12 protein-coding genes, 1 tRNA gene and 1 pseudogene are annotated in these 15,977 nt (G+C 57.4%); all 14 read right to left on the bottom strand.

Annotation, left to right across the window (positions count from 1 at the left end; translation table 11 throughout):
- Window positions 1-471, bottom strand: a 471-nt coding sequence (locus tag IDM28_RS20335) for a GTP-binding protein (protein WP_188036766.1), incomplete at its 3' end; no start/stop codon positions are given.
- 31 nt (window positions 472-502) lie between these two features.
- Window positions 503-2,650, bottom strand: a complete 2,148-nt coding sequence (gene fusA, locus IDM28_RS20340) for an elongation factor G (RefSeq protein ID WP_101322347.1) — start codon at window positions 2,648-2,650, stop codon at window positions 503-505.
- A 30-nt stretch (window positions 2,651-2,680) separates the two neighbouring features.
- Window positions 2,681-3,151, bottom strand: a complete 471-nt coding sequence (gene rpsG / locus IDM28_RS20345) for a 30S ribosomal protein S7 (RefSeq protein ID WP_008089143.1) — start codon at window positions 3,149-3,151, stop codon at window positions 2,681-2,683.
- 106 nt (window positions 3,152-3,257) lie between these two features.
- Window positions 3,258-3,629 carry a 30S ribosomal protein S12 gene (gene rpsL, locus IDM28_RS20350; protein ID WP_003257088.1) on the bottom strand — a complete coding sequence of 124 codons (372 nt, stop codon included), beginning with the start codon at window positions 3,627-3,629 and terminating at the stop codon, window positions 3,258-3,260.
- Between the two features lie 211 nt (window positions 3,630-3,840).
- Complete coding sequence (gene rpoC / locus IDM28_RS20355; protein ID WP_150571017.1) at window positions 3,841-8,040, bottom strand: DNA-directed RNA polymerase subunit beta'; 4,200 nt, start codon at window positions 8,038-8,040, stop codon at window positions 3,841-3,843.
- Between the two features lie 64 nt (window positions 8,041-8,104).
- Window positions 8,105-12,178 (bottom strand): DNA-directed RNA polymerase subunit beta, encoded by a 4,074-nt coding sequence (gene rpoB, locus IDM28_RS20360; RefSeq protein WP_101322349.1) that lies wholly within the window; start codon window positions 12,176-12,178, stop codon window positions 8,105-8,107.
- A gap of 217 nt (window positions 12,179-12,395) precedes the next feature.
- Entirely contained in the window at window positions 12,396-12,761 is a 366-nt protein-coding gene (gene rplL / locus IDM28_RS20365) for a 50S ribosomal protein L7/L12 (protein ID WP_033703494.1), read from the bottom strand.
- 78 nt (window positions 12,762-12,839) lie between these two features.
- Window positions 12,840-13,340: a 50S ribosomal protein L10 gene (gene rplJ / locus IDM28_RS20370; protein ID WP_101322350.1), complete on the bottom strand. Its 501-nt coding sequence runs from the start codon at window positions 13,338-13,340 to the stop codon at window positions 12,840-12,842.
- A 198-nt stretch (window positions 13,341-13,538) separates the two neighbouring features.
- Window positions 13,539-14,234 (bottom strand): 50S ribosomal protein L1, encoded by a 696-nt coding sequence (gene rplA / locus IDM28_RS20375; RefSeq protein ID WP_101322351.1) that lies wholly within the window; start codon window positions 14,232-14,234, stop codon window positions 13,539-13,541.
- The gene (gene rplK / locus IDM28_RS20380) at window positions 14,234-14,665 is read right to left on the bottom strand and encodes a 50S ribosomal protein L11 (RefSeq protein WP_103435168.1); all 432 of its coding nucleotides are present in this window, start codon (window positions 14,663-14,665) and stop codon (window positions 14,234-14,236) included. Before rplK ends, rplA begins: the two co-directional genes overlap by 1 nt.
- A 119-nt stretch (window positions 14,666-14,784) precedes the next feature.
- Complete coding sequence (nusG, locus tag IDM28_RS20385) at window positions 14,785-15,318, bottom strand: transcription termination/antitermination protein NusG (protein ID WP_101322353.1); 534 nt, start codon at window positions 15,316-15,318, stop codon at window positions 14,785-14,787.
- Window positions 15,319-15,327: 9 nt separating this feature from the next.
- Window positions 15,328-15,696: a preprotein translocase subunit SecE gene (gene secE, locus IDM28_RS20390; RefSeq protein ID WP_101322354.1), complete on the bottom strand. Its 369-nt coding sequence runs from the start codon at window positions 15,694-15,696 to the stop codon at window positions 15,328-15,330.
- A 44-nt stretch (window positions 15,697-15,740) separates the two neighbouring features.
- Window positions 15,741-15,816 (bottom strand) — tRNA-Trp (locus IDM28_RS20395).
- 55 nt (window positions 15,817-15,871) lie between these two features.
- A pseudogene (locus IDM28_RS20400) lies at window positions 15,872-15,977 on the bottom strand (elongation factor Tu); the annotation flags it as partial.

The following is a 15,977-nucleotide window of genomic DNA, read 5'->3' on the forward strand; positions in this document are numbered from 1 at the left end:
CAGGTCGCGAACTTCCATCTCGACCAGTTCCAGCAGCTCAGCGTCGTCTACCAGGTCAGCCTTGTTCAGGAAGACCACGATGTACGGAACACCAACCTGACGGGACAGCAGGATGTGCTCACGGGTTTGCGGCATCGGACCATCGGCGGCCGAGCAAACCAGGATAGCGCCGTCCATCTGCGCAGCACCGGTGATCATGTTCTTCACATAGTCAGCGTGACCTGGGCAGTCGACGTGAGCGTAGTGACGGATCTTCGAGTTGTACTCGACGTGCGCGGTGTTGATGGTGATACCACGCGCTTTCTCTTCTGGAGCCGAGTCGATCTTGTCGAAGTCAACAACAGCCGAACCGAAAACTTCGGAGCAGACGCGAGTCAGAGCAGCAGTCAGAGTGGTTTTACCGTGGTCGACGTGACCGATGGTGCCAACGTTGACGTGCGGAAGGGAACGATCAAATTTTTCTTTAGCCACGACAGTGAACTCCTAGCCTAAAGGGGCTGAATCAGCCTTGTTTTTTAACGAGAGCTTCGACGATGTTCGACGGAGCTTCGGCGTATTTGGAGAATTCCATGGAGTAGCTCGCGCGACCCTGAGACATGGAACGAACGTCGGTCGCATAACCGAACATTTCCCCGAGCGGCACTTCAGCACGGACAACCTTGCCGGAGACCGAATCATCCATACCCTGGATCAGACCACGACGACGGTTCAGGTCACCCATCACGTCACCCATGTAGTCTTCTGGGGTTACAACTTCGACCTTCATGATCGGCTCGAGAACCACGCCACCGCCCTTCTGGGCCAGTTGCTTGGTTGCCATCGAAGCAGCGACCTTGAACGCCATTTCGTTGGAGTCGACGTCATGGTACGAACCGTCGAATACCGTGGCCTTGAGGCCGATCAGAGGATAACCGGCAACGACGCCGTTTTTCATCTGCTCTTCGATACCCTTCTGGATCGGGGCGATGAATTCCTTAGGAATCACACCACCAACGACTTCGTTGGTGAACACCAGACCTTCGGTGATGTTGCCTTTGTCGTCCACGTCCGGCTCCGAGAAACGGATCCAGCAGTGACCGAACTGACCACGACCACCCGACTGACGAACGAATTTACCTTCGATCTCAACGTTGGACTTGGTGATCTTCTCGCGGTACGAAACCTGCGGCTTGCCGATGTTGGCTTCGACGTTGAACTCGCGCTTCATGCGGTCAACGAGGATGTCCAGGTGCAGCTCACCCATACCCGAGATGATGGTCTGACCGGTTTCTTCATCGGTCTTGACGCGGAACGACGGGTCTTCCTGAGCCAGTTTGCCCAGTGCGATACCCATCTTTTCCTGGTCCTGCTTGGTTTTCGGCTCAACAGCAACCGAAATTACAGGCTCCGGGAAGTCCATACGCTCGAGGATGATCGGCTTGTCGGCGTTGCACAGGGTGTCACCAGTGGTGACGTCCTTCATGCCGATCAGAGCAGCGATGTCGCCTGCGCGTACTTCTTTGATCTCTTCACGCTGGTTGGCGTGCATCTGCACCATACGACCAACGCGCTCTTTCTTGCCCTTGACCGAGTTGATCACGGAGTCGCCCGAGCTCAGGAAGCCCGAGTAGACGCGCACGAAAGTCAGAGTACCAACGAACGGGTCGGTGGCAATCTTGAACGCCAGAGCCGAGAACGGCTCGTCGTCGGAAGCATGACGCTCGTCGTAGTCGGCGTCGACCAGCTCTTCTTTCGACTTCTCGATCAGATCAGGGTGAATACCTTTGATCGCCGGGATTTCGGTAGGAGCAGGCAGGAACTCGATTACGGCGTCCAGAACCAGGGGAACGCCCTTGTTCTTGAACGAGGAACCGCAGACAGCCGGAACGATTTCGCCAGCCAGGGTGCGCGCGCGCAGACCGGCCTTGATTTCTTCGACGGTCAGCTCTTCGCCTTCCAGGTACTTGTTCATCAGCTCTTCGCTGGACTCGGCAGCAGCCTCGACCATTTCGGAGCGATACTTCTCAGCCAACTCGAGCATGTCCGCAGGAATTTCTTCCTCGCGCGGCGAAGTGCCCTTGTCGTCATCGTTCCAGTAGACAGCTTTCATCTTGATCAGGTCGACCTGACCCTGGAAGTTGTCTTCCGAACCGATTGCCAGCTGGATCGGAACCGGGGTGTGACCCAGGCGGTTCTTGATCTGGCCGATAACGCGCAGGAAGTCAGCGCCTGCACGGTCCATCTTGTTCACGTAGACAACACGTGGAACGCCGTACTTGTTGGCTTGACGCCATACGGTTTCGGACTGTGGCTCAACGCCGGAGGTACCGCAGAACACAACGACCGCGCCGTCGAGTACACGCAGCGAACGCTCAACTTCAATGGTGAAGTCAACGTGGCCAGGGGTATCGATGACGTTTACGCGGTAGTTGTCGTACTGACCGGTAGAACCCTTCCAGAAGGTGGTAACGGCAGCGGAGGTAATGGTAATACCCCGCTCCTGCTCCTGCACCATCCAGTCGGTGGTCGCGGCGCCGTCATGCACCTCGCCCATCTTGTGGCTCAGGCCTGTGTAGAACAGGATCCGCTCGGTAGTGGTAGTTTTGCCCGCATCGACGTGCGCGCAAATACCAATGTTACGGTAGCGGTTAATTGCTGTAGTACGAGCCATAAAGCCCTCGCAAAATGATTGATGCTTGAATTAGAAGCGGTAGTGCGAGAATGCTTTGTTGGCTTCAGCCATACGGTGCACGTCTTCACGCTTCTTGACTGCAGCACCTTTGCCTTCAGCAGCATCCAGCAGCTCGCCAGCCAAGCGCAGAGCCATGGACTTCTCGCCGCGCTTGCGGGCGTAGTCTACGAGCCAGCGCATTGCCAGAGCGTTACGACGGGATGGACGAACTTCGACCGGAACCTGGTAAGTGGCACCGCCAACACGGCGGGACTTTACTTCGACCAGCGGAGCGATGGCGTCGAGAGCTTTCTCGAAGATTTCCAGGGGATCGCTGTTCTTGCGTTCTTTGACCTTGTCCAGCGCACCGTAAACGATACGCTCGGCAACGGCCTTCTTGCCGCTTTCCATCACGTGGTTCATGAACTTCGCGAGGATTTGCGATCCGTATTTTGGATCGTCCAGAATCTCACGTTTTGCTGCTACACGACGTCTTGGCATGATAAGCCCTCAAACGGTCTTCAGGTTAGCCCGGGACCTGGGTCTACGACCCCCGCCCGACCTTACTCTTATCGACTGAAAAAATTGATTATGTGCAAACGGCCGATTACTTCGGACGCTTGGTACCGTACTTCGAACGACCTTGGTTACGACCTTTGACGCCGGAGGTATCCAGGGAGCCGCGAACGGTGTGGTAACGAACACCTGGCAAGTCTTTTACACGGCCGCCACGGATCAGGACGACGCTGTGCTCTTGCAGGTTGTGGCCTTCACCGCCGATGTACGAGGAAACCTCGAAACCGTTGGTCAGACGCACACGGCATACTTTACGCAGTGCCGAGTTAGGTTTTTTCGGCGTGGTGGTGTACACACGGGTGCACACGCCACGACGTTGCGGGCAGTTCTGCAGCGCAGGTACGTCGGATTTCTCGACGGTACGCTTACGCGGCTGACGTACCAGCTGGTTGATAGTTGCCATCTACTAGCTCCACTGATTGTCTTGCGACGCTATTGTCTTGCAAGAAAGCCTAAAATTGACGAGACGGAGCCTCACCAAATTTAAGGGTACAAAAGTCTAAAGAGGTTCTTGCACCCAGTCAAGACAAGGCCCCGGCCCTCCCCGCCCGGTGATCGGTAACATTGCATGTCACCAAGCACCGCGGAGAGGGGCCGGGGCCCCGCCCTGTTACTTAATTACCGCTGGAATTCAACGCTTCGGTCAGTGCGGCTTCCACCTCACTGGCACTTACGCGCAGCGGTTTGTCGGCATCACGGCGACGCTTGCGCTCGCTGTGGTAAGCCAGACCGGTACCGGCCGGGATCAGACGGCCGACGACCACGTTCTCTTTCAGGCCGCGCAGGTAATCGCGCTTGCCGGTTACCGCCGCTTCGGTCAGTACACGGGTGGTTTCCTGGAAGGAAGCCGCCGAGATGAACGATTCGGTGGACAGCGAGGCCTTGGTGATACCCAGCAGCACACGGGTGAACTTGGAGATGAACTTGTCATCGGCTGCGAGACGCTCGTTCTCGACCAGCACGTGAGTCAGTTCCATCTGATCGCCCTTGATGAAGCTGGAGTCGCCCGACTCGGCAATCTCGACCTTACGCAGCATCTGACGCAGGATGGTCTCGATGTGCTTGTCGTTGATCTTAACGCCTTGCAGACGGTAAACGTCCTGGATCTCGTTGACGATGTACTTCGCCAGCGCGCTGACACCCAGCAGACGCAGGATATCATGCGGATCGCTTGGACCGTCGGAGATAACTTCGCCGCGGTTGACCTGTTCACCTTCGAAGACGTTCAGGTGGCGCCACTTCGGAATCAGCTCTTCGTACGGATCGCTACCGTCGGTCGGAGTGATGACCAGACGACGCTTGCCTTTGGTCTCTTTACCGAACGCGATGGTACCGCTGACTTCCGCCAGGATCGACGCTTCTTTCGGACGACGTGCTTCGAACAAGTCGGCAACACGTGGCAGACCACCGGTGATGTCACGGGTCTTCGACGTTTCTTGCGGGATCCGCGCGATAACGTCACCAACACCGATCTGGGCACCGTCAGCTACACCTACCAAGGCGTTGGCCGGCAGGAAGTACTGAGCAGGTACGTCGGTACCTGGCAGCATCAAATCCTTGCCATTGGCGTCGACCATCTTGATGGCCGGACGGATTTCCTTGCCAGCGGCAGGGCGATCCTTGGCGTCCAGGACTTCAATGTTGGTCAAACCAGTCAACTCGTCAGTCTGACGCTTGATGGTGATGTTTTCTTCCATGCCCACGAAGGTCACGGTACCTTTCAGCTCGGTAACGATCGGGTGGGTGTGCGGGTCCCACTTGGCGACGATTGCGCCTGCGTCGACCTTGTCACCTTCCTTGACCGAAATCACGGCGCCGTAAGGCAGCTTGTAGCGCTCACGCTCACGACCGAATTCGTCGGCAATGGCCAGCTCGCCGGAACGCGATACAGCAACCAGGTTGCCGTCAGCACGCTCTACCTGCTTGAGGTTATGCAGACGAACCATACCGCCGTTCTTCACCTGGACGCTGTCGGCAGCCGAGGTCCGGCTGGCAGCACCACCGATGTGGAACGTACGCATGGTCAGCTGGGTACCCGGCTCACCGATGGACTGGGCAGCGATTACGCCGACCGCTTCACCGATGTTCACCTGGTGACCGCGAGCCAGGTCACGACCGTAGCACTTGGCGCAGATACCGAAGCGAGTTTCACAGCTGATCGGCGAACGAACGATAACTTCGTCGATGCTGTTGAGCTCGATGAACTCGACCCACTTCTCGTCGACCAGGGTACCGGCCGGAACGATGACATCGTCGGTGCCAGGTTTGAACACGTCACGGGCGATTACTCGACCCAGTACGCGCTCACCCAACGGCTCGACCACGTCACCGCCTTCGATGTGCGGAGTCATCAGCAGGCCTTGATCGGTGCCGCAATCGATCTCGGTAACCACCAGATCTTGCGCTACGTCGACCAGACGACGAGTCAGGTAACCCGAGTTCGCAGTCTTCAAGGCGGTATCCGCCAGACCCTTACGAGCACCGTGCGTCGAGATGAAGTACTGCAGAACGCTCAGACCTTCACGGAAGTTCGCGGTGATCGGCGTCTCGATGATCGAGCCGTCCGGCTTGGCCATCAGACCACGCATACCGGCCAACTGACGAATCTGAGCTGCCGAACCCCGAGCACCGGAGTCAGCCATCATGTACATCGAGTTGAAGGACTCTTGGTCGACTTCGTCGCCATTGCGGTCGATGACTTTCTCTTTCGAGAGGTTGGCCATCATCGCCTTGGAGACTTCGTCGTTCGCCTTGGACCACAAGTCGATGACCTTGTTGTACTTCTCCCCCTGGGTTACCAGGCCGGAGGCGTACTGGCTCTCGATTTCCTTCACTTCTTCGGTGGCAGCACCGATGATGCGAGCTTTTTCGTCCGGGATAACGAAGTCGTTAACACCGATCGAAACGCCGGAAATGGTCGAGTAGGCAAAGCCGGTGTACATCAGCTGGTCAGCGAAGATAACGGTCTCTTTCAGACCAACCACGCGGTAGCACTGGTTGATCAGCTTGGAGATCGCCTTTTTCTTCATTGGCTGGTTGACCACGTCGTACGACAGACCTGGTGGTACAACCTGGAACAGCAGTGCACGGCCGACAGTGGTGTCGACGATACGGGTGTTCTTGACGCTGCCGCCATCACGGTCGTTCACGGTTTCGTTGATACGAACCTTGATCTTGGCGTGCAGGGCAGCTTCGCCGGCGCGGAATACCCGGTCGACTTCCTGCAGGTCAGCGAAGATGCGACCTTCGCCCTTGGCGTTGATGGCTTCACGGGTCATGTAGTACAGACCCAGTACGACGTCCTGCGACGGAACGATGATTGGCTCACCGTTGGCTGGCGACAGAATGTTGTTGGTGGACATCATCAGCGCGCGCGCTTCGAGCTGGGCTTCCAGCGTCAGCGGCACGTGCACGGCCATCTGGTCACCGTCGAAGTCGGCGTTGTACGCAGCACAGACCAGCGGGTGCAGCTGGATAGCCTTACCTTCGATCAGTACCGGTTCAAAAGCCTGAATGCCAAGACGGTGAAGGGTCGGTGCACGGTTGAGCAGTACGGGGTGTTCGCGGATCACCTCGGCGAGCACGTCCCAGACCTCTGGCAGCTCGCGCTCGACCATCTTCTTGGCAGCCTTGATGGTGGTCGCCAGACCACGCATTTCCAGCTTGCCGAAAATGAACGGCTTGAACAGCTCGAGAGCCATCTTCTTCGGCAGACCGCACTGGTGCAGGCGCAGGGTCGGGCCTACGGTAATTACCGAACGGCCGGAGTAGTCCACGCGCTTGCCGAGCAAGTTCTGACGGAAGCGACCTTGCTTACCTTTGATCATGTCAGCCAGCGACTTCAGCGGACGCTTGTTCGAGCCAGTGATGGCGCGACCGCGACGGCCGTTGTCGAGCAGGGCGTCGACCGCTTCCTGCAGCATGCGCTTTTCGTTGCGCACGATGATGTCCGGAGCCGACAGGTCAAGCAGACGCTTGAGACGGTTGTTCCGGTTGATCACGCGGCGGTACAGGTCGTTCAGGTCGGAGGTCGCGAAGCGGCCACCATCCAGTGGTACCAGCGGACGCAGGTCCGGCGGCAGTACTGGCAGAACGGTCAGGACCATCCACTCAGGCAGGTTGCCCGAGCCCTGGAAAGCTTCCATCAGCTTCAGGCGCTTGGACAGCTTCTTGATCTTGGTTTCCGAGTTGGTTTGCGGAATTTCTTCGCGCAGGCGGCCAATCTCGTGCTCCAGGTCGATAGCGTGCAGCAGCTCGCGAACAGCCTCGGCACCCATGCGGGCGTCGAAGTCATCACCGAACTCTTCCAGCGCTTCGAAGTACTGCTCGTCGTTGAGCAGTTGACCCTTCTCCAGGGTGGTCATGCCCGGGTCGATAACGACGTAGCTCTCGAAGTAGAGAACGCGCTCGATATCACGCAGGGTCATGTCCATCAGCAGGCCGATACGGGACGGCAGCGACTTCAGGAACCAGATGTGGGCGACTGGCGAGGCCAGTTCGATGTGCGCCATGCGCTCACGACGAACCTTGGCCAGGGCGACTTCAACGCCGCACTTCTCGCAGATCACACCACGGTGTTTCAGGCGCTTGTACTTACCGCACAGGCACTCGTAGTCCTTGACTGGGCCAAAGATCTTGGCGCAGAACAGGCCGTCACGCTCAGGTTTGAACGTACGGTAGTTGATGGTTTCCGGTTTTTTAACTTCACCGAACGACCACGAACGGATCATCTCAGGCGACGCGAGGCCGATGCGAATGGCATCGAACTCTTCGACTTGACCCTGGTTTTTCAGCAAATTCAGTAGGTCTTTCAAGGCCTTTCCTCCTGGCGGAGCAAGGAGCGGGCTGTTACAGCCCCGCTCCCATTCGCGTCACGTGTTATTCGGTTTCCAGATCGATATCGATACCGAGCGAACGGATCTCTTTGATCAACACGTTGAAGGACTCGGGCATGCCCGGCTCCATACGGTGATCGCCATCCACGATGTTTTTGTACATCTTGGTACGGCCGTTCACGTCGTCCGACTTCACTGTGAGCATTTCTTGCAGAGTGTACGCCGCGCCGTATGCTTCCAGCGCCCAGACTTCCATCTCCCCGAAACGCTGACCACCGAACTGCGCCTTACCACCCAGCGGCTGCTGGGTAACCAGGCTGTACGAACCAGTGGAACGCGCGTGCATCTTGTCGTCCACCAAGTGGTTCAGCTTGAGCATGTACATGTAACCAACGGTCACCGGACGCTCGAACTTGTTGCCGGTACGGCCGTCGAACAGCACCATCTGGCCGCTTTCTGGCATGTCAGCCAGTTTCAGCATGGCCTTGATTTCGCTTTCCTTGGCACCGTCGAAGACTGGAGTAGCCATAGGCACGCCTTTCTTCAGGTTGTGCGCCAGAGCAAGGATCTCAGCGTCGGTGAAGTCTTCCAGGCTTTCCTGACGACCGCCGATCTCGTTGTAGATCTCGGTGAGGAAGCTGCGCAGCTCAGTGGCTTTGCGCTGCTCTTCGATCATCCGGTCGATCTTCTCGCCCAGACCTTTGGCCGCGAGGCCGAGGTGGGTTTCGAGGATCTGCCCGACGTTCATACGCGATGGTACGCCCAGCGGGTTCAGTACGACGTCTACCGGAGTACCGTTGGCGTCGTGCGGCATGTCTTCGACCGGCATGATCACCGAGACCACACCTTTGTTACCGTGACGGCCGGCCATCTTGTCGCCCGGCTGAATGCGGCGGCGGATAGCCAGGTAGACCTTGACGATCTTCAGTACGCCCGGTGCCAGATCATCGCCCTGCTGCAGCTTGCGCTTCTTGTCTTCGAACTTGTCGTCGAGCAGACGGCGACGATCGACGATGTAGGCCTGGGCCTTCTCGAGCTGATCGTTGAGCGCGTCTTCGGCCATGCGCAGTTTGAACCACTGGCCGTGCTCCAGACCGTCGAGGACTTCGTCGCTGACCACGGTGCCTTTTTTCAGGCCCGCGCCACCGTCGACAACCTGGCCGTTCAGCGCCGAGCGCAGACGCTCGAAGGTTGCGCCTTCAACGATGCGGAACTCTTCGTTCAGATCCTTGCGGATCTCGTCCAGCTGGGTCTTCTCGATGGACAGGGCACGGCTGTCGCGCTCAACGCCGTCACGAGTGAAGACCTGCACGTCGATGACAGTACCTTTGGTGCCGGTTGGCACGCGCAGGGAGGTGTCTTTAACGTCGCTGGCTTTTTCACCGAAGATTGCACGCAGCAGTTTTTCTTCCGGAGTCAGTTGGGTCTCGCCTTTCGGAGTGACCTTGCCGACCAGGATGTCGCCAGCGCCGACTTCAGCACCCACGTAAACGATACCGGCTTCGTCCAGTTTGTTCAGTGCAGCTTCACCCACGTTCGGGATGTCTGCAGTGATTTCCTCAGGCCCAAGCTTGGTGTCACGCGCCACACAGGTCAGTTCCTGAATGTGGATAGTGGTGAAGCGATCTTCCTGAACCACGCGCTCCGACAGACAGATGGAGTCTTCGAAGTTGAAGCCGTTCCACGCCATGAACGCGATGCGCATGTTCTGACCCAGAGCCAGCTCACCCATATCGGTGGACGGACCGTCAGCCATGATGTCATGACGCTTGACCACATCACCCTTGCTGACCAGCGGACGCTGGTTGATGCAGGTGTTCTGGTTCGAGCGGGTGTACTTGGTCAGGTTGTAGATGTCGACACCGGCTTCACCGGTTTCAACTTCGTCATCTGCAACGCGAACCACGATACGGCTGGCATCGACCGAGTCGATAACGCCGCCACGGCGAGCCACGACGCAGACGCCGGAGTCACGGGCAACGTTGCGCTCCATGCCGGTACCTACCAGCGGCTTGTCGGCGCGCAGGGTTGGTACAGCCTGACGCTGCATGTTCGAACCCATCAACGCACGGTTGGCGTCGTCGTGCTCGAGGAACGGAATCAGCGACGCTGCAACCGAAACTACCTGCTTCGGCGAAACGTCCATCAGGGTGACGTCTTCCGGCGCCTTGACGGTGAATTCGTTCAGGTGACGTACTGCTACCAGTTCGTCGATCAGACGCTTGTCTTCGCTCATGGTGGCCGAAGCCTGGGCGATGACGTGGTCAGCTTCTTCGATCGCCGACAGGAACACGATGTCGTCGGAAACCACACCCTCTTTCACCACGCGGTACGGGCTCTCGAGGAAGCCGTACTGGTTGGTGCGGGCATACGCCGCCAGGGAGTTGATTAGACCGATGTTCGGACCTTCAGGGGTCTCGATCGGGCACACACGGCCGTAGTGGGTCGGGTGTACGTCACGGACTTCAAAGCCAGCGCGCTCACGGGTCAGACCGCCAGGGCCGAGTGCAGAGACACGACGCTTATGGGTAATTTCCGAGAGCGGGTTGTTCTGGTCCATGAACTGCGAGAGCTGGCTGGAACCGAAGAACTCTTTCACCGCCGCCGCAACCGGCTTGGCGTTGATCAGGTCTTGCGGCATCAGGCCTTCGCTTTCTGCCATCGACAGACGCTCTTTGACCGCACGCTCAACGCGCACCAGGCCAACCCGGAACTGGTTCTCGGCCATCTCACCAACACAACGCACACGGCGGTTGCCGAGGTGGTCGATGTCGTCGACGATGCCTTTACCGTTACGGATGTCGACCAGAGTCTTCAGCACGTCAACGATGTCTTCCTTGCTCAACACGCCCGAACCTTCGATCTCGGAGCGACCGATACGACGGTTGAACTTCATACGGCCAACAGCGGACAGATCGTACCGCTCGGCGCTGAAGAACAGGTTGTTGAACAGGGTCTCGGCGGCATCCTTGGTTGGCGGCTCGCCTGGACGCATCATCCGGTAGATCTCGACCAGCGCTTCCAGTTGGTTGCTGGTGGTGTCGATCTTCAGGGTGTCCGAAATGAACGGACCGCAGTCGATGTCGTTGGTGTACAGCGTCTCGAGGCGAACAACCTGAGCCTTGGCGATCTTGATCAGCAGCTCGGTGGTCAGCTCGGTGTTGCACTCAGCCAGGATCTCGCCGGTAGCCGGATGCACGATTGCCTTGGCAGTGGTGCGACCCAGTACGTACTCCATCGGCACGTCCAGCTGCTTGACGCCAGCCTTCTCGAGCTGATTGATGTGGCGTGCAGTGATACGACGGCCTTGCTCGACGATGACTTTGCCATTTTCGTCATGGATGTCCATGACCGCAACTTCACCGCGCAGGCGCTGAGGTACCAGCTCCAGGCTCAGGCTTTCACCGGTAACGTGGAACACGTTGGTGGTGTAGAAGGCGTTCAGTACCTCTTCGGTGCTGTAGCCCAGCGCGCGCAGCAGTACCGAGGCCGGCAGTTTGCGGCGACGGTCGATACGCACGAATACGCAGTCTTTCGGGTCGAACTCGAAGTCCAACCAGGAGCCGCGGTAAGGAATGATACGAGCCGAGTACAGCAGTTTGCCCGAGCTGTGCGTCTTGCCACGGTCGTGGTCGAAGAACACACCCGGCGAACGGTGCAGCTGGGAAACGATCACACGCTCGGTACCGTTGATAACGAAGGTACCGTTCTCAGTCATCAGGGGAATTTCACCCATGTAGACTTCTTGCTCTTTGATGTCCTTGATCGCTTTGTTCGACGACTCTTTGTCGAAGATGATCAGACGGACCTTGACCCGCAGCGGTACGGCGAACGTCACGCCGCGCAGGACGCATTCCTTGACGTCGAAAGCCGGTTCGCCCAGACGATAGCCAACGTACTCCAGGGCAGCGTTGCCGGAGTAGCTGATGATCGGGAAGACCGACTTGAAGGCAGCATGCAGACCGACGTCGCGGAACTGATCCTTGGATGCTCCCGCTTGCAGGAATTCGCGATACGAATCCAGCTGGATGGCCAGGAGGTAAGGCACATCCATCACGTCCGGCAACTTGCTAAAGTCCTTGCGGATACGTTTTTTCTCAGTGTATGAGTAAGCCATCAGCGTTCCCCAGCTTGGTCACCTGCTTGTTTGGCGTCTCCCGGCGGGAGCAACCAGAAAATCGTGCAAACCCCATGGTTTGCTCCACCCTCTAGGTGGCTACAGCACGTTATCGGGGCCGACCTGGTCGGCCGCCAATAACGGAAAAAGGCCGGTGGCAAAAGCCACCAGCCGTCAGCCTTAGCTCAACGCTCCGGCTGGAGTCGCAAAGTCGAAATTACTTCAGTTCGACTTTAGCGCCTGCTTCTTCCAGCTTCTTCTTAGCGTCTTCAGCGGCTTCTTTCGAAACGCCTTCAGCTACAACCTGAGGAGCGCCATCGACTTTCTCTTTGGCTTCTTTCAGGCCGAGACCGGTCAGTTCACGAACTGCCTTGATCACGTTTACTTTCTTCTCGCCAGCTTCCAGCAGAACGACGTTGAATTCGGTCTGCTCTTCAACAACGGCGGCAGCAGCAGCTGGGCCAGCAGCGGCAACAGCGGCGGTCACGCCGAAGGTTTCTTCCATTGCTTTGATCAGTTCAACAACTTCCAGAACGGTTTTCTGGCCGATTGCTTCGATGATTTGTTCGTTAGTCAGGGACATTGACTTAAATCCTGTATTGGGGTGAAGGCCTACGCAGCCATCAAATTAAACGTATGATTTTGAAAGCGCTTCGTTGCCTTAGGCAGCGGTAGCTTCTTTCTGGTCGCGAATGGCTGCCAGGGTACGAGCCAGCTTGCTGGTAGCGCCTTGGATAACGCTCATCAGCCTTGCGATGGCTTCGTCGCGGGTCGGCAGGGTAGCCAACACGTCGATTTCGTTCGCTGCAATGAACTTGCCGTCAAACGCAGCTGCCTTGATCTCGAACTTGTCCTGACCCTTGGCGAACTCTTTGAACAGACGAGCAGCAGCGCCCGGGTGTTCGTTGGAGAAAGCGATCAGGGTCGGGCCAGTGAAGGCGTCGTTGAGGACACTGAAGTCAGTGCCAGCAACAGCGCGCTTGAGCAGGGTGTTACGTACAACACGTACGTATACGCCAGCTTCACGAGCCTCTTTACGGAGTCCGGTCATTGCGCCTACAGTCACACCACGGGCATCAGCCACGACAGCGGACAGAGCGACTTTGGCAGCCTCGTTGACTTCAGCGACGATGGCCTTCTTGTCTTCGAGTTTAATTGCCACGGGTAAAACTCCTGCTTGTTACCGTTTCATCTGGCCGAAGCCGGATGTCGTTTTGGTGTCTGATTCGGTAAGGAACCGGGAGCACCATCTGCGTAGGCTGGGTGTTTAAGGCTTGCGCCGCCTACGGTCTTGGATAGCCCCCGCCAGGCAGGGACCCCAATTTTTGCAGCTGGCGTGCCTGAGCACGCCGGCTTTGTCTTACGCGTCCAGCGAGCTCTGGTCGATGACCAGACCTGGGCCCATAGTGGTGCTCAGGGTAACGCGCTTGACGTAGATACCTTTCGAGGAAGCCGGCTTGATACGCTTCAGATCAGCGATCAGGGCTTCAACGTTTTCCTTCAGCTTGCCGGCTTCGAAGCCAACCTTGCCAACGGAGGTGTGGATGATACCGTTTTTGTCGGTGCGGTAGCGAACCTGACCAGCTTTGGCGTTTTTAACCGCGGTAGCTACGTCTGGAGTCACGGTACCAACCTTCGGGTTAGGCATCAGGCCACGAGGACCGAGAACCTGGCCGAGTTGACCAACAACGCGCATGGCATCCGGGGATGCGATGACTACGTCGTAGTTCAGGTCGCCGGCTTTCATTTCGGCAGCCAGATCGTCCATGCCTACACGGTCAGCGCCGGCAGCCAGAGCGGCTTCAGCAGCAGGACCCTGGGTGAACACGGCAACGCGTACGGTCTTGCCAGTGCCGTGTGGCAGCACAGTAGCGCTACGAACGACCTGGTCGGATTTACGCGGGTCAACACCGAGGTTGACGGCAACGTCGAAGGATTCGCTGAACTTCACGGTGGAGAGTTCGGCCAGCAGCACTGCTGCGTCTTCGAAGTTGTAGACTTTGCCAGCTTCGATTTTCGAAGCAATAGCCTTTTGGCGCTTGGTCAGCTTAGCCATTACACACCCTCCACGTTGAGGCCCATGCTGCGAGCAGAACCGGCGATGGTACGCACGGCCGCATCCAGGTCAGCGGCAGTCAGATCAGCCTCTTTGGTCTTGGCGATCTCTTCCAGCTGAGCACGGGTCACAGTACCCACCTTGACGGTGTTAGGACGCGCGGAGCCGCTGGTCAGGCCAGCTGCTTTTTTCAGCAGAACCGAAGCAGGGGTGCTTTTGGTTTCGAAGGTGAAGCTACGGTCACTGTAAACAGTGATGATCACAGGAGTCGGCAGGCCGGCTTCTTGACCCTGAGTACGGGCGTTGAAGGCCTTGCAGAATTCCATGATGTTCACACCGTGTTGACCCAGTGCTGGACCAACGGGTGGGCTAGGGTTGGCCTGGCCGGCCTTTACTTGCAGCTTGATGTAAGCCTGAATCTTCTTAGCCATGAGCTACTCCAATATCGGGTACGAACGCCTGAAGGCTCCCCGGATTACGTGCGTTTTATCCCAGTGACGACAAAACCCCGCAGCACATAGGGCTGCGGGGTATGGGATGCGTCGTTCGCCTAGACCTTCTCGACCTGGCCGAACTCGAGCTCCACCGGAGTGGAACGACCGAAAATGAGCACCGCCACTTGGAGCCGGCTCTTTTCGTAGTTAACTTCTTCAACGGTACCGTTGAAATCAGCAAAGGGACCGTCAACAACACGAACCACTTCACCTGGCTCAAAGAGCGTTTTTGGCTTCGGCTTGTCACTGCCGTCGGCAACGCGACGCAGAATAGCCTCAGCTTCTTTATCGGTGATGGGTGCAGGCTTGTCTGCAGTACCACCAATGAAGCCCATTACACGAGGGGTATCCTTGACAAGGTGCCAAGTACCTTCGTTCATTTCCATCTGGACCAACACATAGCCAGGGAAGAACTTACGCTCGCTCTTGCGCTTCTGGCCATTACGCATTTCGACGACTTCTTCGGTCGGAACCAGAATTTCGCCGAAACCGTCTTCCATGCCAGCCAGCTTGACACGCTCAGTCAAAGAGCGCATCACATGCTTCTCGTAACCCGAGTAAGCATGCACAACGTACCAACGCTTAGCCACGGGACACCCTTAGCCAACAATCAAGGAAACCGCCCAGCCGAGCAGGGAGTCGAGACCCCACAGCAGCAGTGCCATAACCAATACAACGACCACAACGATAAGCGTGGTTTGCATGGTTTCTTGGCGGGTCGGCCACACGACTTTACGGATCTCGGTACGAGCTTCCTTCGCCAACGCAAAGAACGACTTGCCCTTTGCAGTCTGCAAGGCAACGAAGCCAGCAGCAGCAGCCAGAGCTAGAAGTGCGAGTACGCGGTACAGAATCGGAGAGGCGGAGTAATATTGATTACCCACGACACCAACGACTACCAGTGCAACAACAGCGAGCCACTTAAAAAGATCAAAACGCGAATCTTGGGCTTCAGTTTTGGGAGTCATCGAGGAGGATCCTGTGAGAAGAAAGCCAATCACACCGAGGTGAATGGCAGGTCAGGAGGGAATCGAACCCCCAACCTACGGTTTTGGAGACCGTCGCTCTGCCAATTGAGCTACTGACCTTTAACACTGTACCAGGCCGGCCATTATGCCGACCTGATCTTATGAAATCAACTACTTATTCAATAATTTTTGCTACGACGCCGGCGCCGACGGTACGACCGCCTTCACGGATAGCGAAGCGCAGACCGTCTTCCATTGCGATGGTCTTGATCAGAGTGACT

Source organism: Pseudomonas sp. EZ-C24 (assembly GCF_014525325.1).
GTDB classification, from domain to species: Bacteria; Pseudomonadota; Gammaproteobacteria; order Pseudomonadales; family Pseudomonadaceae; genus Aquipseudomonas; species Aquipseudomonas shirazensis.

Excerpts from the sequence above, each read along its gene's own strand:
- rplK (WP_103435168.1), bottom strand. The coding sequence starts at position 14,665 with ATGGCTAAGAAGATTCAGGCTTACATCAAGCTGCAAGTAAAGGCCGGC.
- rpsL (WP_003257088.1), bottom strand. The coding sequence starts at position 3,629 with ATGGCAACTATCAACCAGCTGGTACGTCAGCCGCGTAAGCGTACCGTC.
- rplA (WP_101322351.1), bottom strand. The coding sequence starts at position 14,234 with ATGGCTAAGCTGACCAAGCGCCAAAAGGCTATTGCTTCGAAAATCGAA.
- fusA (WP_101322347.1), bottom strand. The coding sequence starts at position 2,650 with ATGGCTCGTACTACAGCAATTAACCGCTACCGTAACATTGGTATTTGC.
- rpsG (WP_008089143.1), bottom strand. The coding sequence starts at position 3,151 with ATGCCAAGACGTCGTGTAGCAGCAAAACGTGAGATTCTGGACGATCCA.
- secE (WP_101322354.1), bottom strand. The coding sequence starts at position 15,696 with ATGACTCCCAAAACTGAAGCCCAAGATTCGCGTTTTGATCTTTTTAAG.
- rpoB (WP_101322349.1), bottom strand. The coding sequence starts at position 12,178 with ATGGCTTACTCATACACTGAGAAAAAACGTATCCGCAAGGACTTTAGC.
- rplL (WP_033703494.1), bottom strand. The coding sequence starts at position 12,761 with ATGTCCCTGACTAACGAACAAATCATCGAAGCAATCGGCCAGAAAACC.